The following is a 25,450-nucleotide window of genomic DNA, read 5'->3' on the forward strand; positions in this document are numbered from 1 at the left end:
CCCCTCCCACCCCCCCCTCTATTTAAACTCCACTCCTGTCTTTCCCCGGGGGGGGCGGGCCCGATTTGGGGCCCCCCCCCCCCCCCACCCCCCCCCCCCCCCCCACGCCCCACCCACCCCACACCCACGAATATGCAGACCGGTCTACATAGCGCCCCGCGGAACAACACGCGGGAGTGGAAAGTCGGCCCGTCCGACTTTCCACTCCACACCTCCCCCGGCACTGCGGGAGGAATATGCAGACCGGTCTACATATCCCGCCGAGCCGCTCCTCGGACACGCCCTCGATTCGACCAATCCGGAGGAATCCGCGCTCCTCACCGGTGTGATTGGTGCTCTGATCTGCCAACTCACCCCCTGAGGAGAGACATGCGTACTCGTACCGCCCTCGCTGCCGGTGTTCTCGCCGGCGCCGCCCTGCTGGCCGGTGGCGGCACCGCCGTCGCCGACTCCACCGCCTCGGGCGTCGCCGCCAACTCCCCCGGTGTCCTGTCCGGCAACCAGATCCAGATCCCGGTCCACATCCCGGTCAACGTCTGCGGCAACTCGATCAACATCATCGGACTGCTCAACCCGGCCTTCGGCAACACCTGCATCAACAAGTAGGCCGCCCGCCGTGACCGGGCCGCGAGCGGCCCGGCCGGCACACCGTCGCGGGTCCGCCCAGCCGGGCGGGCCCGCGTCCGCGCGTCGCCGCCTCCGAATGGCCGCGGGCGCCGCGCCCGCGCTCTGGACCGGACTCGGCCACCACCGCGAATCCCGCACCGCCGCATGGGAGTTGCCGCAGGGCTTCACGGCCGACCAGCGCCGGGCGGCGACCGCCGCACTGTCGGCCGAGGGCCTGCGGACGATGCTCGGCGGCGAGCGCGTCCTCCAACTCGCCGCCGAGCCGGTCCGGCTCGCCCGGGCCGGCCTGCGGGCCCGGGTGGACGCCGAACGGGAGCCGCCGCAGGTGCTGGACCTCCTCGACCCGCTGGACGAGGCGCTGCACCCGACGGACCTCCGTCGAGCAGTGTGCCGACCGCCGGGAACACGGCCTGCCTCGCGAACCACGGTGCTACGTGGCCGGGTTCAGGATCCGAGGCCGACCGGCCGGCCGGGGGCACACCGCCGGGCCGAGCCTGACCGGCGGCGCACCCCTCAGCGCGTCACCGCCGGCTCAGCCCGCGGTCGATCGCCGTGATCAGCTCGCCGTCCGGGGTGTCCCCGTCCAGCGACCAGATCATCGCCCCGCCGAGGCCCTCGCGGCGCACGTACTCCGCCTTGGTGCGCAGCACCGTCGCGTCGTCGTACGTCCACAGCGTGCTGCCGTCGAACAGCCAGGCGCTGCCGTTGCGCGGCCCGCGGTACAGCTTGTACGCACCGGAGTCGGCGAGCTTCTTCAGTGCCTTGTAGTCCTCGGTGCCGGCCACCCAGGTCGCCGGGGCGGGACCGGCGGCGGGCTGCCCGAGACCGTCGCCCCCGCCCGTGACACCCGTCCAGCCCTGGCCGTAGAACGGCATACCGGTGACCAGCTTGCGCGCCGGGGCGCCGCGCCGCAGCCAGGCGTTGACGGTCTGGTCGACGCTGAAGTCGTTCTTCGCGTACAGCGCGGACTGCTGGGCGGTGGTCTTCTCACCGGAGACGTGGAAGTCGTAGCCCTGGAGGTTCACGAAGTCGAAGTCCCGCATGATCTTGGCGACTTCGAAGCCCGCGTCGATCTTCGCGGGGGCGGTCGGCACGTACGCGCTGAGCTCGAAGTGCTTGCGGCCCTTGAGCGTGCGGCTGTACGCGTCGACCTGGGTGCGGAACTCGTGGACGAGCTTGGTGAAGTTCTGCTTGTCCTCGGGGCGGATCACGTTGCCGGGGGCGCCGTCGGAGCCCGGCCACTCCCAGTCGAGGTCGATGCCGTCGAAGAGCCCGGCCGCCGCGCCCGGGCCGCCCCGGCCGTCGTTCACGGGCAGGTTGCCCTTGAGGTAGAGGTCCACGCAGGAGGCGACCAGCGCCTTGCGCCCGGCGTCGGTGCGCACGGCGTCCGAGAAGTACGCCGAGCCGCTCCAACCACCCAGCGAGATCATCACCTTGAGGCCCGGGTGCGCGGCCTTGAGCTTGCGCAGCTGGTTGAAGTTGCCGACCAGCGCCTGCCCGGCGGTGTCGGCGGCACCGTCCACCGACTCCGCCGCGCCGACCGGGCGGGTGTAGTCGGCGTACGGGTCCGAGCCGGGGCCGCCCATCTGGCAGGTGCCGGCCGGGCCGACGTTGCCGAAGGCGTAGTTGATGTGGCTCAGCTTGCCGGCGGTGCCGCTGGTCTCCAGGTCCTTGACGTGGAAGTCGCGGCCGTAGATGCCCCATTGGATGAAGTAGCCGACCCGCTTGTACGAGGCGGAGCCGTGCCGCGAGGAGTCGGCCGCCCCGTCGAAGTCGGCCGCCGCCGCGGCGGGGGCGAGCGGGACCAGCAGCCCCAGGACGGCCGCGGCCGCGGCGCCGAAGGTCAAGCGGGTCGGGAATCTGTGACGCATGGACGAGATCACCCCTTGTGCGGTGGGGGCCGCACGATCGTGGGAACGGTGGACGGCACAGGGAGTCCGCAGGGTGCACCCGTACTGGGCGGCGACGACTCAACACGCCACGGCCCTTTCCTGTCAACGGAGTTCGGCAAAGGTTTTGCAAAACGGGCCGATCGGAGCGGCCTCACCGAACGGCCCGACCGGAACCTCGCCCGGGTGCGCGTCCCGCCCCCGCATGCCACAGAGCGACGGCCCGTCCCGGGGGTGAGAGCACCGGCCACCACGACGGAGGGCCCGTCACGGGCGCGCGACTCGCCTTCTTCGCCACCCGCACCGGCGGCACGCCGATCAAAGGCCTGACGGCCCCGGGCCGCGCGAGGTGTCCGGCTCCGGCTACACCGAGGCGGCCGCCGCGGTGGACCGTCCCGAGGCGGCCTGCCGTCAGCCGGCGGTGCGGGCGCGCCGTCACCTGCGGGACGGGCGGCCGCGGTTCGAGGCCGAGCGCGAGGAGCGGGACGAGCCCGCCGCCGCGCTTCTTCGGCGCCCTTGAGCGGGCCCGCCGCGCCGGGGGCCGGTCCGCCGGGGCGGGGCCGCCCTCACGGTGACGGCGCCGGGCCCTCCCCCTCGGGAGCGTCCGGCGCCGGGCGCCGCGGCGCGGATCCGGCGGCCCAGCCCTGGCCGACCAGGGCCTCGCCGAGGCGGTCGATGTCGGCGGCCATGTCGATGTCAGGGTTGAGCAGCCACTGGAGCTGGAGGCCGTCGGCGGCGGCGATGAAGATCCGGGCGAGCCAGGCCGCGTCCACGGCCGCCGGGTCGGCGACGCCGTGCTCGATGCGCTCCGCGAGCCGGGCGCGGAGGCGCTCGTAGCGCTGCTCGAAGAAGTCGTGCGCGGGGTGGTCGGGCTCGGCCGCCGCCGCCGCGAGGTCGACGAAGAGCTTGACCAGCCCCGGGGTGGACGCGTTGTGCCGCAGCACCGCCGAGTGCGGCGGCTCGGTGTTCCCGGCGGCGGGGCCGAAGCGCTCCTCGGCCGCCGCGTCGCGGGCCTCCAGGACGGCCGTGAGCAGGGCCTCCTTGCTGCCGAAGTGGTGCATCACGCCGGCGTAGGTCATCCCGACGCGCTGGGCGATGTCGCGCAGCGAGACGTTGCGGCCGCCGGCCTCCGCGTAGGCGGCGAGCGCGGCGTCGATGATCTGCTGCCGCTTGGCCGAGGTCTTGGCGTACGGCCCCCGAGGCTTGCTCATGGGCGGAGTCTACCGGGCCCGACACAAAAACATGTCGCCGCCAGGTTTTCGACGGCGAAAGCATTGCCCTGTCATGTTTTCGTGCTTAGGGTGAGGCATTCCGAGGCACCCCGAGGCACCCCCCGCGCGAAGCGGCTAAGGAGCACACCCATGACCGACCGGAGCCACCACCCCGCCCTGACCACCGAGCAGCAGGCCGCGCTGACCTCCGGCGGCGACTTCTGGCACACCCGCGCCCTGCCCGAGGCCGGCGTCGAGAGCATCATGCTCACCGACGGCCCGCACGGCCTGCGCAAGCAGCCCGAGGGCGGGGACGCCCTCGGCATCGGCACCAGCGAGCCGTCCACCTGCTACCCGCCGGCCTGCGCCCTCGGCTCCTCCTGGGACCCGGAGCTCGCCGAGCGCGTCGGCCGGGCCATCGCCCTGGAGGCCGTCGCCAAGAACGTCTCCGTCGTGCTCGGCCCCGGCGTCAACATCAAGCGCTCCCCGCTCGGCGGGCGCAACTTCGAGTACCTCTCCGAGGATCCGCTGCTCACCGCCCGGATCGGCGCCGCCCTGGTGAACGGCGTGCAGTCCCGGGGCGTCGGCACCTCGCTCAAGCACTTCGCCGTCAACAACCAGGAGACCGACCGGTTCCGGGTCAGCGCCGAGGTCGACGAGCGCACCCTGCGCGAGATCTACCTGCCCGCCTTCGAGCACATCGTCACCACCGCCCGCCCGACCACCGTGATGGCCGCCTACAACGCGGTCAACGGCGTCCCGGCCGCCCGCAACCACTGGCTGCTGACCGAACTGCTGCGCGGCGAGTGGGGCTTCGACGGCGCGGTCGTCAGCGACTGGGGTGCGGTCGGCGAGCGCGTCGCCTCGCTCGCCGCCGGACTCGACCTGGAGATGCCGCCCTCCCGCCGGGAGGCGGAGGTCGTCGCGGCCGTCGAGGACGGCCGGCTCGACCCGGCCGCCCTGGACACCGCCGCCCGGCGCGTGCTGGAGCTGCTGGCGCGCACCGCCGCCGCCCGGGTGCCCGGCGGGCGGTTCGACGAGGACGAGCACCACGCGCTGGCCGGCGCCGCCGCCGCGCAGTGCGCCGTCCTGCTCAAGAACGACGGTGGCCTGCTGCCGCTCGCCCCCGACGGCGCCGAAACCCTCGCCGTCATCGGCGAGTTCGCCCGCACCCCGCGGTTCCAGGGCGGCGGCAGCTCGCACGTCGTGCCCACCAGGCTCGACACCGCGCTCGACGCGATCCGCGCGACCGTCACCGACCCGGAGCGGATCCGGTTCGCCCCCGGCTTCACCCTCGACGGCGTGGCCGACCCGGCCCTCGTCGCCGAGGCCGTCGAGGCCGTGCGCACCGCGCGGCACGTCGTGCTCTTCCTCGGCCTGCCCGAGACCCACGAGTCCGAGGGCTACGACCGCACCGACATCGACCTTCCCGCCGACCAGCTCGCCCTGCTCGACGCCGTCACCACCGCCGCCGGGGCGGCCGGCGCGGACGTCGCCGTGGTCCTCTCCAACGGCGCGCCGGTGCGGCTCGCCCCGTGGCAGGACCGGGTCGGGGCGGTCCTGGAGGGCTGGCTGCTCGGCCAGGCCGGCGGCTCGGCGCTGGCCCGGCTGCTGTTCGGCCTCGACAACCCCTCCGGCCGGCTCGCCGAGACGATCCCGCTGCGGCTGGAGGACACCCCCAGCCACCTGCACTTCCCCGGCGCGGACGGCAAGGTCCACCACGGCGAGGGCCTGTACGTCGGCTACCGGTACTACGACACCCTCGGCCTGCCGGTCGCCCACCCGTTCGGCCACGGCCTGAGCTACACCACCTTCGGCTACCACGGCCTGGAGGTGACGCCCACCGGGGACAACCGCTACGACGTCTCGTTCACGGTCACCAACACCGGCGACCGGGCCGGCGCCGAGGTCGCCCAGCTGTACGTGCACGAGTGCGCGCCGCGGCTGCGCCGACCCGAGCACGAGCTGAAGGGCTTCGCCAAGGTCCGCCTGGAGCCCGGCGAGAGCGCCCGGGTGACCGTCGCGCTCGACGAACGGGCCTTCGCCCACTGGTCGGTGCGCGACCACCGCTGGCGGGTCGAGGGCGGCGAGTTCGAGCTGCGGATCGGCGCCTCCTCGCGGGACCTGCGGCTGCGCACCACGGTCGACTGCCCCGGCGACGGCTACGTTCCGGCGCTCACCGCGGAGTCCACCCTCGGCGAGTGGCTGGCCGACCCGGTCGGGGCGCGGATCATCGGCGCGGCGATGCGGGCGGCGGCGGACGCCGTCGGCATGCCCGTCGACGACCCGCTCGCCTCGGCCATGGGCGCGAGCCTGCCGATCGGCCGCATCCCGGCGTTCGTCGCCAGCGTGACGCCCGAGGACATCGACCGGCTGGTCGCCGCCCACCGCGAGCTGACCGCTACGGGCTGACCTCCGCGAGCTGTTCTCCGCGAGCCGGCCGCCGCGAGCCGCCCGCCGCCCGGGCCGTCGAAGCCCGACCCACCGGCGCCGTCGGGTCCGCAGCGCCGTTCAGCCCCCCGCGCCCTCCGGTCGCGGCTGGTCCCGGTCCGGCCACACCTCGATGTGGTCGGCCTCCAGGACCAGCCGCACCCGGTGCGCCAGGCCCAGCGACTCGGTGTACTCGCGCGGCAGTTGGAGCCGGCCGACCCGGTCCAGCACGGCGTACTCCTGCTCGCCGCCCACGCCGTCCGCCCCATCAGCCCCGGCGACGGCCGGGTGGCGCAGCACCTCGGCCGAGGTCCGGCCGTCGCGGATCCGCACCGTGCGCCCGACCTGGTCGGCCACCAGGGCGTCGTGGGTGACGATCAGCACGGTGGTGCCCAGCTCGGTGTTGGCGGTGCGCAGGGCGTCGAAGATCTCCTCCGACGTGGCGGTGTCCAGCTCGCCGGTGGGCTCGTCGGCGAGCAGCAGCCGCGGTTCGTTGGCCAGTGCGACGGCGATCGCCACCCGCTGCTGCTCGCCGCCGGAGAGCATCGCGGGGGTGCGGTCGGCGGCCTCGGCGATGCCCATCAGGCCGAGGAGCTCCCTCGCCCGCTCGGCCCGCCGCCGGCGCGGCACCCCGGCGTAGCCCATCGGCAGCTGCACGTTCTCGCGGGCCGTCAGATAGGGCAGCAGATTGGCCGCGGTCTGCTGCTGGATCGTCCCGACGGTGCGGCGCCGGTAGGCGGTCCGCGCGCGCCCCTTGAGCGTGCCCAGGTCGGTGTCGGCCACCCGGGCGGTGCCGGCGCTGGGGGTGTCCAGGCCGGCCAGGATGGCGAGCAGGGTGGACTTGCCGGAGCCGGAGGCGCCGACCAGCGCGAGCAGTTCGCCCTCCTGCACGGTCAGGTCGAGCCCCTGCAGGGCCTGCACCTCGACCCCGTCGCGGGCGCGGGTGCCGGTGCGGAAGATCCGCACCAGGCTCTCGCACGCCACCATGGGCCGGTCGGTCGGACGGACGGTCACAGGGCCTCCCCCAGTCGCAGCACGGCGCCCAGTCCGCGGCGGCGGGCGATCGCCGCCTCCAGGACGGCGGTCGCCGTCATCAGCACGGCCAGCGCGACGCCGAGCGCCGCCGTGATCGTCCAGTCGATGTGGACGGCGGGCTCGAACGGCCCGCCGGTGATCGCCCCCAGCCGCAGCCCGGGGCCGAGCGCGGCGGGCAGCAGCAGGCCGAGCGCGGTGCCGCCGAGCGCCGCCGCCAGCACCAGCGGCACCAGCTGGAGCAGGTGCAGCCCGAGCACCGCCCGGCCGCCGATCCCCAGGGTGCGCAGGTAGGACGTGGTCCGGGCGCGCTCGGTGGCGCTCAGCAGCAGGTCCAGGGCGAACGCGCCGAGCCCGAGCAGCAGGCCGAGCACGGTGGTGATCCGGAAGGCCAGCTGCGCCGAGCGGGCCAGCCCGTCCGTGCGCAGCGCGCGGAGCTCGCCGGCCCGGTCGCGGAACTCGGCCGGCGGCCCGGCGTTCCCGCCGGGCGACAGCCGCGGGGCGAGGGCGCTCCGCAGGGCGACCGGGTCCGGCGGCGGCCCGCCGGCGGCCGGGTAGAACAGGACGGCGGACGGCATCCGGTGCTGCGCGGGCAGCCGCTCGGCGGACGGACCGGTGAAGACCAGCAGCGGGCCCGACCGCCGCCCGTCGCCGAGCACCGGTCCGAGCACCGGGTCGCGCAGGGCCTCCTCGGGCAGGGCTCCGACCACGTGGACCAGTGCGTGGTCCATGCCCAGCGCGGAGAGGTCGAAGCCGCCGTCGGGGAACCGGGCGGCGAGCCCGGGATCGGCGAGCGCGGTGAGCACGGGCACCGCGTTGTCGTTCCCGACCGGCCTGACCCGTGCGTCGAGTCCGGTGGCGGACAGGGCTCGGGCCAGCGGGGAGGACGGGTTCGCGGAACCCAGGGCGGCGGCGTCCAGCCCGACGAGCCGGACACCCTCGTAGCCGGTGCCGTCGTCCTGCGAGACGAGGTCGCCGGTCGCGCCGGTGACGGTCACCCGGAGCGGCGCGGTGGGTGTCGGCGGCAGTTCCCCGGTCAGCCGCGCCTTCGGTCCGACCAGGGCGGCGGGCGCCCCGCCGGTGTGCCAGTCGGCGAGCTGCGTCTGGCCGTCCCCGAGGGTGCGCGGAACCAGCCCGCCGTAGACCCCGTAGCCCAGGGCGAGCACCAGGACCAGCAGGGCGAGCGCGGCCGCGCCGCTGCGGGTGCCGGCCCGGGCGAGCGCCACCAGCGGGACCAGGCCGCGCGAGCGGCGCGCCCAGCGCGTGGCCCCGAGCAGCAGCGGGGGCAGCAGCCGGACCAGCGCCCCCACCACGACCAGCGCCAGGAGGACCGGCGCGAGGGCGAGTTGGGGGTCGATGCCGGAACCCGCGTAGGCGCCGCGGGTGCGCAGCGCGACCAGCCCGCCGGCGGCCAGCAGCACGACCAGGGCCTCCAGGACGAGCCGGCGCGAGCGCGGCACGGGCCGGGCCCGCCCGGCGGAGGCGAGCAGCACCGCGGCCGGGGCGCACCAGACCAGTACGGCGGCGACCAGGACCGGCACCGGGGATCCGAGGGCGGCGCCCGGTGGCGCGAGCGCGCGGCCGGCCGCCCAGCCCGCCGCCGCGCCGGCGCCGACCGCGACCGCGGCCTCCGCCAGCAGTCGGCCGGCGATCCCCGACAGGCCCGCGCCGCGGGTGAGCTGGAGCGCGAAGGCACCGGCCCGGCGGCGGTTGCCGAGCCGGGCGGCGGCCAGGGCGGTCGCCACCACCACGGCGAGCAGCCCGGCGAGCGCGAAGCCCTGGAGCTGCTCGGTGCGCCGCCGTTGGCCGGCGAAGGCGTCCGCCTCCCGGCCGAGCTGCTCGGTGACGTCGATCACCTCCACCGGCCGGCCGGCGAGCTCGCACGCCCCGCTCCCGCACAGCTTCTCCAGCGGCGCCGAGCGCAGACCGGCGAGGTCGGACCGCAGGCCGGCCAGGCCCGCCGGGGTGGCGGTCGGCCCCGAGCGGTCGAGGGCCACCGGCAGCTCCCAGTCCACCGCGAGGCCGGCGCCGCGGTTCGCCGCCAGTTCCATGCCCCCGGCGCTGGTCAGCATCTCGCCGTAGAGCACCTGGCCGACCCGCTCCGTCAGGACCACGGGCACGACCAGCATCGGGTTGCGCCGCCAGAGCCGGTCCGCGCCGTGGTCGGTGCGGAACACCCCGACCAGGATCACCGGGACGGACATCCCGCCCCCGATCAGGTCGAACCGCCGGCCCACGGCCATCCCGAAGCGGTCCCGGGTGGCCTCGGAGACCGCGACCTCGATCGGCTCCGAGGACCCGGCCCGGTCCGCGGCGCGGTCCTCGGGCTGCGCCGGCGCCCGGCCCTCGACGTACTCGACCGGCGTGTCCCCGGTGGCGGGCTGCGCGTGGACCAGGCTCAGCTTCTGCGGCAGGTCGGTGGCGGTGGGTGCGCCCGGCCCCGCGGGAAACCCGGCGTTGGTGGTGACGGCGGCCCGCGATCTGCCGAATGCGGCGGCCGTCCGCGGGCCGCCGGCGGCGCGCAGCCCCTCGCCGATCCGGTCCAGGTCCCGGTCCAGCGTGCCCGGCCGCGCGGGCGGCAGCCACGACCGCGGGACGGCGACGGTCGCGGCGGAGACCAGCGGCCGCTCCAGCTGGGCCCGGGAGACGCGGTCCGCGAAGGTGCCGGCCGCCAGCCGGTCGAACCGCGGCGGCCAGCTCAGCGGGATCGCCGTGAGCAGGACGGCGAGCAGTGCGAGCACGGCCGCCACCGGCCAGGCGATCCGCGCCTCGCGCCGGATCAGGCGCAGGGTCAGCATGTGGGGCTCCCCCCGTCGAAGCGTCCGTCGGCGGGCACGCCGTCCGCCGGGCTCATCCGTCCTCCCCCGCGCGCAGGGCCCGGACCAGGTCGACCCGGGCCAGCAGCCGGGTGAGGACCAGCACGGCGAGGGCGAGCAGCACACCCGAGGCCAGCGCCGTGAGCAGGGCCGCGGGGCGCCCCGGGCCGGCGGCCAGGGACGGGAAGACCGGGCCGGCGGTGTCGTCCAGCACGGTGAACACGAGCAGCAGGGCGGCGAGCAGCACTCCCAGCAGCCCGCCCAGCAGGACCGGCGGCGCGGTCACCGCCACCTGTTCGGCGCGCAGCAGCGCGGTCAGTTCGCCGCGCCGTACGCCCAGCGCGCGCAGCACCGCGAACTCCCGTCGGCGGGCGCGGACCGTGCTCACCGTGTGCAGGGTGAGCGCGGTGACCGCGAACAGCGGGGCGGTGACCAGCACGAGCAGCCAGGCGCAGCGCAGGCCGACCCGGAACGGGTCGTCCGCGAGGGCGGCGGCGGCCTTCAGGACGCTCTCCGGTCGGCCGAGCCCGCCGCGGCCGTCGACGGCGGCCCAGGTGGCGGCCGGGTCGTCGCTGGCCAGCCACCAGCGGGCGGCGACGGGCGGGGGTCCGCCCAGGGCCGTGCGGGTCGCGGTGAGGGCCCGCAGGTCCAGCACCAGGTGGCCGTTGCGCCTGCCGTAGCCGGGCAACGCGTCGACCACCCCGGTGATCCGGACCTTCTGGGTGCTGTGCCCGTCGCGCTCCCAGTCGAGTCGGACGGTGTCGCCGACCCGGGCGTGAACGGCGTCGAGCAGCGCGCGGTCGGCGAGCACCGGCAGGACGGGGAGCGCGGGCGGGAGGGTGCCGGTGCCGGACCCGGGCAGCACCGCGAGGACGGCGTCCGCGCCGGCCGGGGTCAGGGGTTGCGGCGGCTCGTTGGAGCGCAGCACCGTGCGCAGCAGGTCGGATCCGTCGCTCTGCCAGGTGCAGGCGTCGGCCCGGTCGGAGGTCTCCTGCTCGGGCCCGCGCGTGGTGCCGGGGCAGTCGAGCGCGGCGGGATCGACGGGGGCCGTGCCGGGGCGGGCCCAGGCCTGCCCCGGCGGCAGCGCGAGGTCGGTCCGCCGGCCGTCGGCGAGGGCGGTGATCCGCGGCACGCGCAGGTCGAGGGTGACGCGCCGGCCCAGTGTGCCGGGGAAGTGGACGCCGAGCCGGCCGATCGCCGGCCGGTCGTCGCCGGCCAGCGGGACGGTCAGCGTGTGCGGGCGGCCGTCGGCCGGCAGGGGGACCGTCACCTGCTCGGTCAGGCCCGCGGCGTCGTGGATCCACAGCCGCAGGCCGAGGCCGGGCTCCGGGACCGGCAGGTCGGTGCCCGCCTGGACGGTCACCTCCAGGGCGCTCGACCCGTCCGGCAGTCCGATCCCCGGCGCGGGCGCGCCGGCCAGCGGGGCGAGCAGTTCCGGGAGCGGGCGGTCGGCCTGGTCCCCGCGCAGCGTCGGCAGGTTCGCGGCGGCGGCGGCCGTGCTGTCGAGGCCGATCGCCTGCACCAGGGTGCTGCCCACGAACACGGACTGCTCGGCCACCGGGGTGAGGCCCGTCACGCCCGGCAGCGCGGCCAGTTCGGCGCGCTGCCGCACCTGGACTCCGGGCACCCCGGTGAGCCGCAGGTCGGCGCCGACCGCGTGGGCCGCCCGGTCGCGGTCGCTGTCCGGCAGCGCGCCCAGCACCCCGGCGGCGAGACTGCCGCAGGCCACCGCCAGCAGGGTGGCCAGCACCGGCACCGCCTGGCGTCCGGTGTCGCGGCTCAGCCGCCAGGCGCCCAGCGGCAGGACCAGGCCGCGGGCCCGGCCGGCCATCCGCTCCAGCAGCCGCCCGGCCGCCGGCAGCACCCGCAGCAGCAGGACCGCGCCCGCCACCGCCATCGCCATCGGCGCGAGGACCAGCGTCGCATCGACCCGGGAGTCGAACCCGGCGCCGGTGTCCGTCACCACCACGCCCCCGTAGCGGCGCAGTTGGAGGAAGCCCAGCAGCGCCACGGTGAGCAGCGCCAGGTCCGCGCCGGCCCGCTGCAGGCCCAGCCGGCGCGGGCTCCGGCCGCGCAGCGCGCGCAGGGCGCCCGGGTCCAGCGCCTGCCGGGCGAGCGGCAGCAGCAGGGCCGCGCCGTGCACCAGGAGCGCGAACGCGGCGGCCCACCAGACCGTCCGGCCGCCGTCCGCGGCCAGCCCGTGCGCCCCGACGGCGCGCAGTACGACGGCGAGCAGCGGCTCGGCCAGCAGCAGCCCGCAGGCCGCCGCCGGCACCGCGGCGACCGCCCACTCGCCCGCCGCCGTCGCCAGCAGCCACGGCGCTCCGGCGCCGCGGGTGCGCCGGAGCGCCTGTTCGGCGGCGACCGCGTCGGCCAGCCGGCGGGCCGTCAGCACGAGCACCACGGCCGCGAGCAGGGCGAGCAGGGCGATCGGCACGGCGATCTGGGACCTGGCCGTCAGGGCCGGCACCACCTGGCGGTCGACGGCGGCGGGCAGCAGGCTGTGCACCTCGGTGCCGGTCAGCGCGGGCCCGCCGCCGCGGTGGACCGAGCGGGCGGGGTCCGAGCGGGTGAAGGCGGCCACCCGGTCCCGCAGCCCGGCGAGTTCGGCCAGGCTCGACCCGGCGGGGTCGGGCAGGGCCAGCCAGAGGGCCACCGTGCGGCTGCTGTACGCGGGGAGCGCCGTCAGCTGCCGGCCGTCGACCAGCATCAGGGCGAATCCCTCGCCGACACCGCCGCCGAGGCCCGCCCAGACCGCGGCGGCGTCCGGGCCGGGCCGGTAGACGCCGGTCACGGTGAGCGTGAGCGGCTCGCCGGTGCCGGGGGAGCCGATGACCACGCTGCCGCCGGTGTCCAGCCCGAGCCGGTCGGCGGCGTCCTCGGGGAGGGCGACGCGCAGTCCGCCGCCGGCGGCGGGGGCCGTCGCCGGCGCGTCCGGCCTGTCCGACGCTTCGGGCGCGTCCGGCCAGCTCCCGCTGCGCAGTTCGCCGTAGCGCCCGGTGTCCGGCAGCGCGACCGGGAGGACGGTGAGCGCGGTGTCGGTGGCCCACCGGCGGCCGCCGGGCGGCAGCGGCAGGTCCACCGTGCCGGTGGCGCGCAGGGCGTTCTCGGTGCGGAACGGGATGCCGCCCATCGTCCTGACCAGTGCGGCGTGCACCGCCCGGTCGGCGGCCGGAAGGCCCTCGGCCTGCCAGCGCGCGGTGACCTCCACCGACCTTCCGGCATCGGCGGCGAGCCGCTGGCGCACCCCGGTGGTGGCGGCCGACTGGGCCAGCCCGGCCAGTGCGGCGAGCACCGCCGTGGCCACCAGCACGCTCACGGCGGCGGCCGTCAGCACCAGCCCGTGCCGCCCCGCCCGGCGCCCGATCCGGCGCCCCGCCTCCGCCAGTGCCATCCACCGCTCCCCTCGCCGCCCTCCCCACCGGAGGGGCGCACCGCGCCACGGCACCGGCCGGGACGCGGAGTTGAGGTTCTACCACAGCGAACCCCATGTGGTCTGTACCAATTCGGTACGGGGTCGCATCATGGCTGACGGATCGACAGCTCAGTTGATCGGCGGGCTGTTTGTGTCCGCCCGGGTCGAATCTCTGCCCGGAAGGACATCCGGCATTCGGAGGGACCCCGGGATCCGGACGCCTGGGGAGCCCGGTCCGCGATCCCCGACGAGCGGAGCAGCCGGGCGGTTTCGGCACCGGAAGAGCGTGTCGGGCGCGGGCGTCCCGGCACGCAGGAGCCCGGCGGCCGGGGTTCCGACCGCCGGGCTTCCGGCCACCGGGCCGCGGACAGCCCCGCCCCCGATCCGTACGGAGCTGTCCGCGGGAGGCCGGTCAGGCCGGGGCGCTCATGCAGAGGTTCCACTGGGTGGTGGCGAAGGCTACGCCGCCCGACCAGTAGTTGACGTTCCACGCCGCCTCGCACTGCTCGTACTGCGAGTGCGAGACCACGTGGGAGTGCGGCGGAGGCTGCGGCGTGCCGCCCTGGTCCGCGTTCGCCCGGGCGGCGGCGGTCAGGGCCAGCAGTGGGGCCAGCACGGCCACGGTGGCGGCCGCGGCGACCGGTCGGCGAAGACTCATGGGAAGAACCCTCCTTCGGGGGAACGGCATCGCCGGCGCCCGGCACCTCCCTCCGGTGGCCGACGCCGTGGACCGAATCCTCGCGGCAGCGGCCGGTGCGGCGACATCCCATGTTTCTGGGCCGTCTCCCGGGACGACGCGCCGACCGTCGGAGCCCGGCGGTCCGCAGTCATGTGACCGGTGCGTGCCGAACGGCCGGTCGATCCGAGGATCGACCGGCCGTTCGCCGTGGGAGAGAAGGTCGTCCGCGGGGCTGTCGGCCGTCACCCGGGACGTGCACAATCAGCCGTATGACGATCACCCCGGGCGCTCCACCCACGCGAACCACGCCCGGCCGCCTCGCGCTGGGGCTCCTGACGGGCGGGGTGATCGGGGCCTCGCTGACCGCCTTCATCGGCGGGTGCGCCACCGCGAAGGCCCCGCTGATCGTCCTGGGCCTGCTCCTGCCCACGGTCTTCGGCCTGCTCCGCTACCTCGGCACCCGGCCGCGCCGGGCCCGTGAGCGAGCCGTCGCGCCGCGCACGGCGCTCGCGATGATCGAGAATCTGCAGGCCCTCGGGGGCGAGGACAGCGACGTCCCGGTGCGGTTCGAACTGACCGTCGCGCCGGACGGAGCACCCGCGTACCGCGTCGAGTTCCGGCAGGCCGTCAACCTCGTCGAGCTTCCCGACTACCGGCCCCGCGGGATCGTGGTCGTCGAGTATCCACCGGACCGGCCCTGGAAGGTGCGGATCGTCAAACGGCCGACGCCGGCGTGGGAGGAGCGGGCGGCCCGCGCCGTCCTGGACTCCGCGCCGGGACCGGCCATGAAGGAGGATCCCCTGCGCGGCTGCGCAACCGGGCTCCTCGCCCTGCTCGGCCTGCTGCTCGGCACCGGCGCCGTCCTCCTGCTGTTCCGCGCCGACCTGTTCGGCCGCGACGCGGGCGGCGGCGCCCCGAAGCCGTCCGTCACCTCCTCGTCCACCTCGTCGTCGACCTTCTCCTCGACCTTCTCGTCGACCACGACCACCGTGACGTCGGCGACCGGAACGGTCACCCTCGGTCCGGGCCGGTCGATGCTCGACCAGGGCGAACTGCGCAGGTCGGTCGAGTCGTTGACGCAGGACGCCGACCACCGCCAGGCACTCACCCTGGTCGTGCAGGACCGTCTGCTGACGGTGGTCTACTCCCCCGCCGGTGCCGGCGCCGCCGGGTTCGACCCGCGTTCGCTGCCCCTCGACCGCGTCGCCGCGCTGGTCGAGGAGGCCAGGACCACCCTGGGCGTCGACTCCCCGCGGAGCTGGCAGCTGACCGCCGACGGCGTCACCGGTTCTCCCACGCTCAGGATCACCGTCACCGGCGAGCGCGGCACGGGGATCCTGGAGGCGGACGGACAGGGCAAGGTGCTGCGGCGCAACGGCAGTTGACCCGACCGACCACGACCGGCTGGAGGAGGGCGCATGGGTTGGCACGGTTCACTGGTGCTGTGGTGTGCGGTATGGGGCGTGGCGGCGCTGATCTGGTGCGGCATGTCGCTGGCCGGCGTGACCCGGGCGCAGCGGACGGTCCGGCTCACCGGGCGGATCGAGCGGGTGCGGGCGCCCCGGCACGGCGGGTCCCGGGCCGGCGGGATATCGGTGGTGGTCTCCTACCGCGACCCGGCCTCCGGGCAGGACGTCACCGTGACGAACGACGGCGAGCGCGGCGAGATGATCACCGCCGCGTGGGAGGGCCGGGAGATCGGGGTCAGCCACCCGCGGGGCAGACCGCACGCCTACCGGTTCTCCAACGCCCCCGAGCCGCCCACGCGCGGGCTGGGCCGGGCCGGCTGCGCGGCCTTCCTGGTCTACGCCGGGCTGGTGGCCCTGGTCGCGGTCGACCGGGGCTGGCCGTGGGCGCTGATCGGCTCCGGCGGTCCGGCGGCGGTCCTCGGCGCCGTCCACCTGCCCGGGGCGGTACGGGACAGGCGCGGCCGCCTCGGCAGGCTGGCCGCGATGGAGGCCGTGCCGGGCCGGGTCGTCGCCGTCCTGCGGGACGTCAGCGTCGACCAGGACGACGGCCACACCAGGACCACGATCACCCCGGTCCTCTCGTTCACCACCCGCGCGGGCGCGGTCGTCACGGCCCACTGCACGGCGAACCTCCCGGACCCGGCCGGCGCGTACGGCCGCGACGTCACCGTCCACTACACCGCCGCCGACCCGGCCGAGTTCACGGTGGACCGCGCGGCCGGGGAGCGCTCGGAGAGGTGGGACGTGGTCGTCCACGTGCTGGTGATCGCCGTACTCGCGGCCGTCGCCGTGGCGGGAGCGGTGCTCCTGCGGGTCTGAGGAACGGGACCGCCCCCCCGGCCGGGCCGGCCTCCGCCCCCTCCCCTCCGCCTCCGCCTCCGCCTCCGCCTCCGAAGACCCTGCGGCCGGTCGACCCGGCGGTTCGGACGCCTTCGCCGGGTCGAGCGGCCGCTTCCCGTGGCAGGGGCGCCGGATCAGCCGACGAGGGTGTCCTTCAGCCAGGGGACGATCACGGCCATCGCCTCGCCGAAGCGCGAGATGGCGCAGTGGCCGGTGTCCGGGATCAGCACGACCCGGGTGTCCCGGCGGCCCTCGAACACGGTGGTGTCCTCCAGCGGGACGTGCACGTCCTCGGTGCCGTTGACCACCAGCATCGGCCCGTTGTCGTCCCGGTCCAGCAGCGGGCGCAGGTCGAAGGACGCGAAGGCCCGCGCCAGTTCGGCCCCGCTCGGCGCGGCGTCGAAGCCCAGGGCGTTGCCGACGATGCCGTCCATGCCGAAGGCGAAGCCGCGGCCGGCGGCGAACGAGCGCTCCACCGGGCCGCCGAGCACCACCGAGGCGTCCACCGCCCCGGTCAGCCCGGCCCGGGCGGAGTAGTAGCCGCCCATCGAGATGCCGAAGTGGCCGACCGTGCCGTTGCCGAGCGCGCGGGCGTACGCGACCAGGCCGTCGATCACCTCGGCGCCGCCGTCCGGGGTCATCGGCAGGTGGGAGGTCTCGCCGGTGCCGGCGAGGTCGAACAGCAGCAGCCGCGCCGGCAGGGCGAGCGCGAGCTGCTCCCACATGCCGTGCAGGTCGGTCTTCCAGGAGTCCACCCCGCCGCTGGCCAGCACCACCGGGGCGTCGGCGGGCAGGCCGGGGGCGGCCATCAGGTGGACCGGCAGGGCGGCCTCGCCGCCGCGGTACGGGACGGTGAGCACCCGGCGCTCGAACTCCACCGGGAAGTCGGCGGCGGCCAGCACGTACTGCTCCACCTGGCGGGCGAGCGCGGTGCGCTTCGGTTCGTCGGCCAGCGAGGGGAACTTGGCCCAGCCGTACGCCTGCGCGGCCAGGCGGTGCCGCCCCGCCGCGGCGTGCCGGGCGGCGAGGGCGGACCACTCGTGCACCCAGCCGCCGGGCCGGTCGGGCCACATCCCGGTGACGGCGGCGCGGACCGCGTCCACCTCGTCGACGGGCAGGCCGAGGGTCATCTGCGGATAGCGCTCGACGAACAGGTCCTGCGGGTCCAGGGGCCAGGTGAAGGACATGGCGGTGCCTCCTGCCGTTCTTAAAGCCGGAACTCTTGCCTTAGCGACTATGCGCCTGGATGTCGCTTAACGCAAGCGACCCTGCGTTAAGGTGGTGGCCGAGGTGATCGACACATGACCGAGGAAGAACCGGAGCCGATCCGCCGCCGCCCGGGCGGCCGCGCCGCACGCGTCCGCCAGGCGGTGCTGACGGCCGCCATGGAGCTGCTGGCCGAGGAGGGCATCACCCGGCTCACCGTCGCCGGGGTCGCGGCCCGCGCCGGGGTCAACGAGACGACGGTGTACCGGCGCTGGGGCAGCCGGGAGAAGCTCGTGCTGGACGCCATGCTGGCCGGCAGCAACGAGGGCATCCCCGTCCCCGACACCGGAGCCGTCCGCACCGACCTGGCCGCCTTCGCCCGCGCCCTCGCCGAGTACCTCGCCACCCCGGCCGGCCGCTCCGTCGCCCGGGCGGCCGCGCTCAGCTCCGACGACCCCGGCCTCGCCGAGGCCTGGCAGGCCTTCTGGCAGTCCCGCCTCAACCAGGCCGGCGCCGTCGTCGCCCGGGCCGTCGAACGCGGGGAGCTCCCGGCGGGCACCGACACGGCCCTGGCGCTGGAGCTGCTCTGCTCCCCGCTCCAGACCCGCGCCCTGCTCGGCCACCGCCCGGTCGCCGAACCGGACCTGCCGGAGCGCCTGGCGGACCTGGTGCTGAACGGGCTGCGGGGAGGGAGTCAGGGACCGCCCGCCTCCCCTCACTCGTTCGGGTGCAGCTGACCGCCCTTCGGTTTCCGGCCCCCCCGCCCGGGTCCATGATCCGCCTGGACGGCGCCCCACCGGGCGTCCCGGCCTTCCAGGAAAGGGCAACTCGTATGACTACAGCGGGCGGAGAGCCGACCCCGTCGGTCAGTGATGCGACACTCGCCGACATCGCCGCCAACGGCGTCTGGCGCGGCGCGAGCCTCGACATCAACCCGGCGGTGCTCGCCGTCGCCCGGGCGCTGCTCGCGGCCCTCCAGGGCACCGCCCCGGCCGCCGCGCTCCCCGAGGAGCTGCGGAAGCTGGTGGAGCAGGTCCTGCGGGAGGCCGGGGTCACCTTCCCCCGCATTCCCGTCACGGAGGAGGTCGGCCTCTCCGCGTTCGCGATCCAGCAGAAGACCTCGGAACCGCGCCCGGTCGTGATCGTCCCCGCCGGCTGGAACCCGTACGGCTGGCTGCCGTTCATGGTCGGCTACCTCTCGCTGGCCGCCCGCGGCTACCACGTGCTGGCCTACACCCCCCGGGGGTTCGGCGCGCCGGACGCGATCTACAGCTCCAACGGGTTCATCAACGTCGCCGGACCGGTCGACCGGGCGGACGGGTCGCTGGTGATCGACCACGCGGAGGGGCTGTTCTCGCCCAGCAGGGTCGGGCTCCTCGGCCTGTCCTACGGCTCCGGGATCAGCCAGCTGATCGCCGCGCACGACCGGAAGAACCGGGTCGCCGCCGTGGCCGCCCTGAGCACCTGGGGCAACCTCGCCACCAGCCTCTACGACCACGGCACCCGGCACCTGAAGGCCGTCGAGCTGCTGATCAAGTTCACCGGGGCCGAGGAGGGCAAGGAGCACGAGAGGTTCGACGAGGAGACCTGGCGCATCCTCCAGAACTTCCTGAAGGGGGAGGAGATGGAGGAGGTGGTGGCCTGGGGCACCCAGCGCTCCCCCGAGACCTTCGTCGGCCTCACCAACGACCGGAACATCCCGACCTTCTACTCGAACACCTGGCACGAGAGCCTGTTCCCGGCCGCCGAGGCGATCGCCACCTTCGAGCAGCTCACCGTCCCCAAGCACCTGAACCTGTGGATCGGCGACCACGGTGCCCCGGAAGGCACCGGCATCACCGGCTTCCCCAGCGGCGCGCCCTTCACCGGCTTCCTGACGCCGATGCTGGAGGCCTACGCCTGGCTCGACCACCACCTGCTCGACAAGCCCAACGAGGTGCCGACCTGGCCGGTGGTCAACAGCCAGGTCATGTTCACCTACGAGACCGCCCCGGCGATCGGCGGCGGCCGGCGGATCACCAAGGCGGCCCGGCGCGAACCGCTCGACTCCTGGTCCGGGGCCACCACCGACACCGAGGCCTGGTACCTGGGCGGCGGCGACGGCAACGGCGGCGACGGCACCCTGTCCGACAAGCCGTCCACGGGCTGGAGCCGCCCGTTCACCGCCGGGACCGAGACCACCGCCACCGCGATGGACGACATCATGGAGACCGGGCAGAAGGAGTGGTTCGGCAACCCCAAGCCCTACGACCCGGCCGGCTTCGAGCGCGACCGGCTGCTGGTCTGGTCCACCGAGGCACTGGCGGGCGGGCGCCGCATCCGCGGCGCCGCCAGGCTCCGGCTCGCCGTGGGCACCGACGAGGGCGACGCCGCCTCCCTGGTCGCCTACCTCTTCGACCTCGCCCCGGACGGCTCCGCCCGGATCATCACCCACGAGCCCCTGACCGTCACCGGTCTGAGCACCGGCACGGAGCGGACCGTCGACTGGACGCTCCAGCCCGCCGCCTACGACCTGCGCGACGGCCACCGCCTCGCCCTGGTCGTCAACAGCCGCGACCGGCTCTACTCGTTCGTCGGCAGCGAGGGCAGCACCACCAGGACCACCGTCACCTCGCTGAGCGGGGAGGAGGCCCTGCTGGAGCTGCCGCTCGGCTGAGCGGCCCGGCGGGCCGCGGACACGGCCGGTCGATCCGGGGATCGACCGGCCGTTCCCCGTGCGGTCAGCCCGCGGACCCCGGCACCACCAGGCCGGACTCGTACGCGATCACCACGGCGTGGGTCCGGTTCTGGGCGCCGAGCTTGGTCAGCACGTTGCCGACGTGCGTCTTCACCGTCTCCGGGCTCACCACGAGCGACTGCGCGATCTCCGGGTTGGACAGGCCGGTGGCCATCAGCCGCAGCACCTCCTCCTCCCGCCCCGTCAGCGCCGCCCTCGGCAGCGCCTCGGCGGAGTCCAGCGGGCGGGCGGCCACCATCCGGCGCAGAGCGGCCGGGAAGAGGATCGCCTCCCCCGCGGCCACCACCCGCACCGCCTCCGCGATCTGCCGGACCGGGAGCCGCTTGAGCACGAAGCCGCTGGCGCCCGCGCCGAGTGCGGCGGTGACGTAGCCGTCGTTCTCGAAGGTGGTGATCACCACGACCTTCGGCGGTTCGGCAGACCGGTCGGCCAGCAGTTGCCGGGTGGCCTCGATCCCGTTGAGGCGCGGCATCCGCACGTCCATCAGGACCACGTCCGGCCGCAGCCGGCGCGCCCGCTCGACCGCCTCGACGCCGTCGGCGGCCTCCCCGACCACCGCGATCCCCGGCTGGGCCGCGAGCAGCGTGCGCAGACCGCTGCGGGTCACCTCGTCGTCGTCCGCGATCAGGAGAGTGACGGCGGCGGGGCCGGGAATCCCGGCCCCGCCCGCCTCGGAGGGAGTCACGCCGACACCCGGACCGGCAGTCGGACCGCCAGCCGCCAGTGCCGCGGCCCGTCCGGGCCGGCCTCGAACTCCCCGTTCAGCAGCCGCACCCGCTCGGCCAGCCCGGGCAGGCCGTGCCCGGACGTCGGGAAGGCCCCGGGGCTCTTGCCGCCACCCGTCCCCGTCCCGGTCCGGTTGACCACCCGGAGCTCCAGGGCGTCCGGCGCCGCCACCACCCCGACCTCGATCGGACCGCCCGCCCCGTGCCGCAGGGCGTTGGTCAGCCCCTCCTGGAGGATCCGGTACGCCGCCCGGGAGAGCGTCCCCTGCACCCCGGCCAGCTCGCCCGACAGGACCGGCTCCACCACCGCGCCCGCGTGCCGCAGCCGGTCCAGCAGTTCGGGCAGGTCGGCCAGGGTCCGGACCGGCGCCGTCCCCGCCTCCTCCTCGCGCAGCACGCCCAGCACGTAGTCCAGGTCCTCCAGCGCGGCCCGGGCCGACTCCTCGATGCTGCGCATCGCGGCCCGCGCCGCCGCCGGGTCGGCGGAGAGCACCTCGCCCGCCACCGCGGCCTGGATCGTGGCCGCCGTCAGCGTGTGCCCGATCGAGTCGTGCAACTCCTGGGCCAGCCGGTTGCGTTCGGCCAGCAGCAGCTCCCGCTCGGCCGCCAGGGCCAGCCGCTCGGCCGCCGACGGCCCCAGCAGCCGGGGCGCCGCCCGGCGCAGGACGCCCGTCACCACCGCGCACACCACCGCCGCCAGCAGTACGCAGCCGGCCGCCACCGGCCAGCTCCACCAGCCACCCGCCAGGTCCACCGACCGGTCGAACAGGTTCAGCCGCGCGCTGCCGCCGAGCCAGTTCCCCGGCAGTGACAGGCCCAGGAGCAGCAGCAGCCCGGCCAGCAGCGCCCCCGTCCAGCCCAGTCCCACGTGCAGCAGCAGCCAGAGCGGGGTCCGCAGCCGGTCCGCGGGACCGCGCGGGCCCGCGGACCGGCGGCCGGCCGCGGGATCCGGCAACGGCACCCTCAACAGCCGGCGGGCGGACGCGACCAGCACCCGCCGCGTGGTGCGGGCCAGACCGAGCAGGCCGATCAGGGCCGCCCAGACCAGCAGGGTCAGCACCGCCTGCACCGCGTAGGGAGCCTGCCCCCACAGCAGCGCCGGCAGCGTGGCGAACGGCAGCACCGGAAGGCTCGCCAACGCACCGCAGAAGGCGAACAGCACACCCGTGTACGTGGAGCCGCTCAGCAGCGGCCGGATTCCCCTGATCATGATCGCCAGTATGGGCGGGCGGCCCGGCGGCGGCCTCCCCCGATCGAGGGATCCGCGCTTCCCGCTTTCCCGCGATGCGCCCCGCGGGCCCCGGATCCCATGATCGTGTCGCTACCACTTCTCCCAGCGATTCCCCAGGAGTTGACCCATGCGTGAGCAGTCGAGGCCCAGGCTTCGTTCCCGGTCGGCCGCCGTCGCGATGGCTGTCGCCGCCATGGCGGCGGGCGTCCTCGCGTCGCCCGCCGCATCCGCCGCCGCCCGGCCCGACACCGTCCAGCGGGGTCTTGACGCGCTGGTGCGTGACGACGGCCTGCCCGCCGCGCTGGCGAGCGTCAAGGACCGTACCGGCCGCACCCGCACCTACACGGCGGGGGTCGGCGACCTGGCCACCGGCGCGAAGGTGCCCGGGGACGGCCAGGTCCGGATCGGCAGCAACACCAAGACGTTCACCGCGGTGGTCGCCCTGCAACTGGTCGGCGAAGGGAAGGTCGACCTCGACGCCACCGTCGACACCTACCTGCCGGGCCTGGTGCGCGGGGACGGGATCGACGGACGGCACATCACCGTCCGACAACTCCTCCAGCACACCAGCGGACTGCCCGAGTACGAGGGCTACATCAGCGAAGCGGACATCCGGAACCGGTACTTCGAACCGCGCGACATCCTGGACATCGCCTTCCAGCACAAGGCCGACTTCGCCCCCGGCGAGAGGTTCGGGTACAGCAGCACCAACTACGTGCTGGTCGGCCTGATCGTCCAGAAGCTCACCGGCCGCCCGCTCGCCGAGGAGATCGGGCGGCGCGTGCTCCACCCCCTCGGGCTGCGGCACACCTCCTTCCCCGCCGCCGGTGACCGGAGCATCCGGGAACCCCACCCGAAGGGCTACCACCGGGAGTCGGCGAGCGAGCCCCTGCGCGACATCACGGAACTGGACCCGTCCGCGGCCTGGGCGGCGGGCCAGATGATCTCCACCAACGCCGACCTCAACCGGTTCTTCAGCGCCCTCCTGGCCGGCCGCCTCCTCCCGGCGGCCCAGCTCGCCCAGATGCGCACCACCGTTCCCATCGGCAACAGCGGCGCCGGCTACGGGCTGGGGCTGATCAGCCGCCCGCTGTCGTGCGGCGGGGTCTACTGGGGGCACGGCGGCGACATCCCGGGCTACGAGACGCGGGGCGGGGTCACCGACGACGGCCGCGCCGCCAACATCACGGTGACCAGCATGCCGCTGGACGGTACGCCGGCCACGGCCCATCTCGAAGCGGTGGTGGACACGGCCCTCTGCCGCTGAACAACAGAACGGCCGGTCGATCCGAGGATCGACCGGCCGTTCTCTGTGTGCGCGAGGGGGGAGTTGAACCCCCACGCCCTTTCGGGCACTGGAACCTGAATCCAGCGCGTCTGCCTATTCCGCCACCCGCGCAACTGGGTGATGGGTAAATAGTAGCCCATCCCTGGGGGTGGTCTTAACCAACGGGGAGGGAGCCGTCCCGGAGGGAGGTGAGGAAGGACTGCCAGGAGGCGGCGGGGAAGAGGAGGACGGGGCCGGAGGGATCCTTGGAGTCACGCACCGGGACGATGCCGGGGGGAGGCGACGCGAGGGCCACCTCGACGCACTCGCCCCCGTGATCTGCGCTGTAGCTGCTCGTCCGCCACACCGCCGCGCTGAGATCCACGCTCCTCATACCGGTACTCCTCCATCGCATCGGCGATCAGCGCCCGAGAGTCGCTCACCGAGAGTACGTGCCCGCGTAGCAGATCATAGTCACCGCGATGCTCCGCGACGACCGACGGCGAATCGCTGAAGTGCCCGCGATAGAGGCTCTCCGAGTAGAGCCACTCGCTGCCATCCGGCATCTCCATCAAGAACATTGAAGTGGCGGGACGCCTGCTCGGCACGCAGCCGAAGGGCGCCACCTGAATGCTGATGTTGGGCCGCTCGCCAACCTCCAGCAGGTGTTCCATCTGGCGCCGCATCACATTTGGCCCGCCGAAGGCACTACGGATCGCACTCTCATCCAGCACGGCAATGTGCAACGGGCCGTCGGGCCCGAGCAACCGCTTCTGCCGGCTCATGCGCGCGGCCACGCGCTCCTCCAGCAGCGCCGGGTTGTCCCTGTCGAGCCCGGCCCGGAACAGAGCGTATGCATAGTCCGCGCACTGCAACAAGCCGTTGACCCGGGCGTACTGATACACCCGGATCGCCAGTGCCTCGCTCTCCAGGTCCACGTACTTCTGGAACCAGTCCGGATGCTCCACGTCCGCCTGCCAGTCCACCCGCTTCCAGAGCAAGTGGAGCATGCCGCCCGTCTGAAGGATCTCGTCGCAGGCCAGGACGGTGTCGAGAGGCATCGGCCGGTGACCGCCCTCGTACCGCGTCACCACGGTGCGGTCACAGTGCAGGAGCTTCCCCAACGCTTCCTGGGTGAGACCCGCCCGCTCCCGGGCGAACCGCACCGCCTCCCCGAACAGCTTCGCCGGGCTCGCCGTCGGTCCCGCGGCTGCCTTCCGATGTGACACGTCCGTCACCCCTCTTGTGCAATGGGCTGCTGCACCATGAATTGGTCGTCACGGTAGCCGGGGACCCTCGATCATTGACACCGGAACGCAGTTATTCGCCTGCACAGCGTGATATTTGCGCCCCGCTCGCGCGCCTGTTCCACTCCCCCCTCACTCCCCGGAGGTCCCCATGCCCTTCCACTGCGCCTCCCGCCGACCGCGCGAGTTCGCCACCCGGCTCGCCTCGCGGGTCGAATCCACCCCCCTCGCCCGAACCGTCCTCCGCGCCTATCTCACCGGAATGCCACGGGGCGAACGCTTCTCCGACATCGGCGAGTTGCTGCTCGGCGAACTGTTCGCCAACGCCGTCCAGCACGGCGACGCCCCGCCGGACCGCCTCGTCGAAATCCGGTTCTCCGTCGTCGCCGACCGCCTCCGGATCGAGGTCCACGACGCCGGCACCGGCCGCCCCACCCTTCAACCGCCCACCCACCCCGAGAGTGAGCACGGCCGCGGCCTCTTCCTCGTCAACGAACTCGCCGAGCGCTGGGGCTGCTGCCCCCGCGCCGGCGGCGTCGGCAAGTTCGTCTGGGCCCTGATCGCCCCCGCCCCCGGCTGCACCGACCTCACCCACGGCCGCGCCCCGAAGCTCGTCACGGCCTGACGCC

At 75.1% G+C, this 25,450-nt stretch carries 20 protein-coding genes and 1 tRNA gene; 9 read left to right on the forward strand and 12 right to left on the reverse strand.

The window, feature by feature from the left end; translation table 11 throughout:
* Nucleotides 1–369: 369 nt before the first annotated feature.
* Nucleotides 370–606, forward strand: a complete 237-nt coding sequence (locus ACFC0B_RS36955; protein ID WP_376096545.1) for a chaplin — start codon at nucleotides 370–372, stop codon at nucleotides 604–606.
* 97 nt (nucleotides 607–703) lie between these two features.
* The gene (locus ACFC0B_RS36960) at nucleotides 704–1,183 is read left to right on the forward strand and encodes a hypothetical protein (protein ID WP_376096548.1); all 480 of its coding nucleotides are present in this window, start codon (nucleotides 704–706) and stop codon (nucleotides 1,181–1,183) included.
* Here the strand turns inward: ACFC0B_RS36960 and ACFC0B_RS36965 are convergent.
* Together ACFC0B_RS36965 and ACFC0B_RS36970 are read right to left on the reverse strand one after the other, a co-directional pair.
* The gene (locus ACFC0B_RS36965) at nucleotides 1,149–2,498 is read right to left on the reverse strand and encodes a glycoside hydrolase family 18 protein (protein ID WP_376096551.1); all 1,350 of its coding nucleotides are present in this window, start codon (nucleotides 2,496–2,498) and stop codon (nucleotides 1,149–1,151) included. The two genes, ACFC0B_RS36960 and ACFC0B_RS36965, sit on opposite strands and share 35 nt — an antisense overlap.
* A gap of 584 nt (nucleotides 2,499–3,082) precedes the next feature.
* Nucleotides 3,083–3,727, reverse strand: coding sequence for a TetR/AcrR family transcriptional regulator (locus tag ACFC0B_RS36970; protein WP_376096554.1), 645 nt, complete (start codon nucleotides 3,725–3,727; stop codon nucleotides 3,083–3,085).
* A 150-nt stretch (nucleotides 3,728–3,877) separates the two neighbouring features.
* Between ACFC0B_RS36970 and ACFC0B_RS36975 the strand changes: the two genes are divergently transcribed.
* Entirely contained in the window at nucleotides 3,878–6,139 is a 2,262-nt protein-coding gene (locus tag ACFC0B_RS36975; RefSeq protein ID WP_376096557.1) for a glycoside hydrolase family 3 C-terminal domain-containing protein, read from the forward strand.
* A 99-nt stretch (nucleotides 6,140–6,238) separates the two neighbouring features.
* Here the strand turns inward: ACFC0B_RS36975 and ACFC0B_RS36980 are convergent, their stop codons facing one another.
* The 4 genes from ACFC0B_RS36980 to ACFC0B_RS36995 all read right to left on the reverse strand — a co-directional run bounded on the left by ACFC0B_RS36980 (nucleotide 6,239) and on the right by ACFC0B_RS36995 (nucleotide 14,078).
* Complete coding sequence (locus tag ACFC0B_RS36980; RefSeq protein WP_376096727.1) at nucleotides 6,239–7,144, reverse strand: ABC transporter ATP-binding protein; 906 nt, start codon at nucleotides 7,142–7,144, stop codon at nucleotides 6,239–6,241.
* A 23-nt stretch (nucleotides 7,145–7,167) separates the two neighbouring features.
* Nucleotides 7,168–9,987: a hypothetical protein gene (locus ACFC0B_RS36985; protein WP_376096560.1), complete on the reverse strand. Its 2,820-nt coding sequence runs from the start codon at nucleotides 9,985–9,987 to the stop codon at nucleotides 7,168–7,170.
* A gap of 52 nt (nucleotides 9,988–10,039) precedes the next feature.
* Nucleotides 10,040–13,399: an FtsX-like permease family protein gene (locus ACFC0B_RS36990; protein ID WP_376096563.1), complete on the reverse strand. Its 3,360-nt coding sequence runs from the start codon at nucleotides 13,397–13,399 to the stop codon at nucleotides 10,040–10,042.
* A gap of 433 nt (nucleotides 13,400–13,832) precedes the next feature.
* Nucleotides 13,833–14,078 (reverse strand): hypothetical protein, encoded by a 246-nt coding sequence (locus ACFC0B_RS36995; RefSeq protein ID WP_376096566.1) that lies wholly within the window; start codon nucleotides 14,076–14,078, stop codon nucleotides 13,833–13,835.
* 290 nt (nucleotides 14,079–14,368) lie between these two features.
* Between ACFC0B_RS36995 and ACFC0B_RS37000 the strand changes: the two genes are divergently transcribed.
* Nucleotides 14,369–15,484 (forward strand): hypothetical protein, encoded by a 1,116-nt coding sequence (locus ACFC0B_RS37000; RefSeq protein ID WP_376096569.1) that lies wholly within the window; start codon nucleotides 14,369–14,371, stop codon nucleotides 15,482–15,484.
* Nucleotides 15,485–15,517: 33 nt separating this feature from the next.
* Nucleotides 15,518–16,387, forward strand: a complete 870-nt coding sequence (locus ACFC0B_RS37005; RefSeq protein ID WP_376096572.1) for a DUF3592 domain-containing protein — start codon at nucleotides 15,518–15,520, stop codon at nucleotides 16,385–16,387.
* Between the two features lie 155 nt (nucleotides 16,388–16,542).
* Here the strand turns inward: ACFC0B_RS37005 and ACFC0B_RS37010 are convergent, their stop codons facing one another.
* Nucleotides 16,543–17,595 (reverse strand): alpha/beta hydrolase, encoded by a 1,053-nt coding sequence (locus tag ACFC0B_RS37010; RefSeq protein WP_376096575.1) that lies wholly within the window; start codon nucleotides 17,593–17,595, stop codon nucleotides 16,543–16,545.
* Between the two features lie 114 nt (nucleotides 17,596–17,709).
* Here ACFC0B_RS37010 and ACFC0B_RS37015 point away from each other — a divergent pair, with 114 nt between their 5' ends.
* Together ACFC0B_RS37015 and ACFC0B_RS37020 are read left to right on the forward strand one after the other, a co-directional pair.
* A complete protein-coding gene (locus ACFC0B_RS37015) occupies nucleotides 17,710–18,351 on the forward strand; it encodes a TetR/AcrR family transcriptional regulator (RefSeq protein WP_376096578.1) in 642 nt (213 codons plus the stop codon).
* A gap of 95 nt (nucleotides 18,352–18,446) precedes the next feature.
* A complete protein-coding gene (locus tag ACFC0B_RS37020; RefSeq protein ID WP_376096581.1) occupies nucleotides 18,447–20,270 on the forward strand; it encodes a CocE/NonD family hydrolase in 1,824 nt (607 codons plus the stop codon).
* Nucleotides 20,271–20,334: 64 nt separating this feature from the next.
* Here ACFC0B_RS37020 and ACFC0B_RS37025 read toward each other — a convergent pair whose 3' ends face one another.
* On the reverse strand, nucleotides 20,335–21,036 hold the full coding sequence (locus ACFC0B_RS37025; protein ID WP_376096584.1) for a response regulator: 702 nt from the start codon (nucleotides 21,034–21,036) through the stop codon (nucleotides 20,335–20,337).
* The gene (locus tag ACFC0B_RS37030; protein WP_376096587.1) at nucleotides 21,033–22,286 is read right to left on the reverse strand and encodes a sensor histidine kinase; all 1,254 of its coding nucleotides are present in this window, start codon (nucleotides 22,284–22,286) and stop codon (nucleotides 21,033–21,035) included. The genes ACFC0B_RS37025 and ACFC0B_RS37030 overlap by 4 nt, the downstream gene beginning before the upstream one ends.
* A 148-nt stretch (nucleotides 22,287–22,434) precedes the next feature.
* Here ACFC0B_RS37030 and ACFC0B_RS37035 point away from each other — a divergent pair, with 148 nt between their 5' ends.
* The gene (locus ACFC0B_RS37035; protein WP_376096590.1) at nucleotides 22,435–23,574 is read left to right on the forward strand and encodes a serine hydrolase domain-containing protein; all 1,140 of its coding nucleotides are present in this window, start codon (nucleotides 22,435–22,437) and stop codon (nucleotides 23,572–23,574) included.
* A 48-nt stretch (nucleotides 23,575–23,622) separates the two neighbouring features.
* Here ACFC0B_RS37035 and ACFC0B_RS37040 read toward each other — a convergent pair.
* From ACFC0B_RS37040 to ACFC0B_RS37050, 3 genes are all read right to left on the reverse strand, one after another.
* A tRNA-Leu gene (locus tag ACFC0B_RS37040) sits at nucleotides 23,623–23,706 on the reverse strand.
* Nucleotides 23,707–23,749: 43 nt separating this feature from the next.
* On the reverse strand, nucleotides 23,750–23,890 hold the full coding sequence (locus tag ACFC0B_RS37045) for a DUF397 domain-containing protein (RefSeq protein WP_376096593.1): 141 nt from the start codon (nucleotides 23,888–23,890) through the stop codon (nucleotides 23,750–23,752).
* Entirely contained in the window at nucleotides 23,847–24,803 is a 957-nt protein-coding gene (locus ACFC0B_RS37050; RefSeq protein ID WP_376096596.1) for a Scr1 family TA system antitoxin-like transcriptional regulator, read from the reverse strand. The genes ACFC0B_RS37045 and ACFC0B_RS37050 overlap by 44 nt, the downstream gene beginning before the upstream one ends.
* Nucleotides 24,804–24,972: 169 nt before the next feature.
* Here ACFC0B_RS37050 and ACFC0B_RS37055 point away from each other — a divergent pair, with 169 nt between their 5' ends.
* Nucleotides 24,973–25,446, forward strand: coding sequence for an ATP-binding protein (locus ACFC0B_RS37055; protein WP_376096599.1), 474 nt, complete (start codon nucleotides 24,973–24,975; stop codon nucleotides 25,444–25,446).
* Nucleotides 25,447–25,450 lie beyond the last annotated feature (4 nt).

The sequence above is a fragment of the Kitasatospora sp. NPDC056184 genome, assembly GCF_042268405.1.
Classification (GTDB): Bacteria; Actinomycetota; Actinomycetes; order Streptomycetales; family Streptomycetaceae; genus Kitasatospora.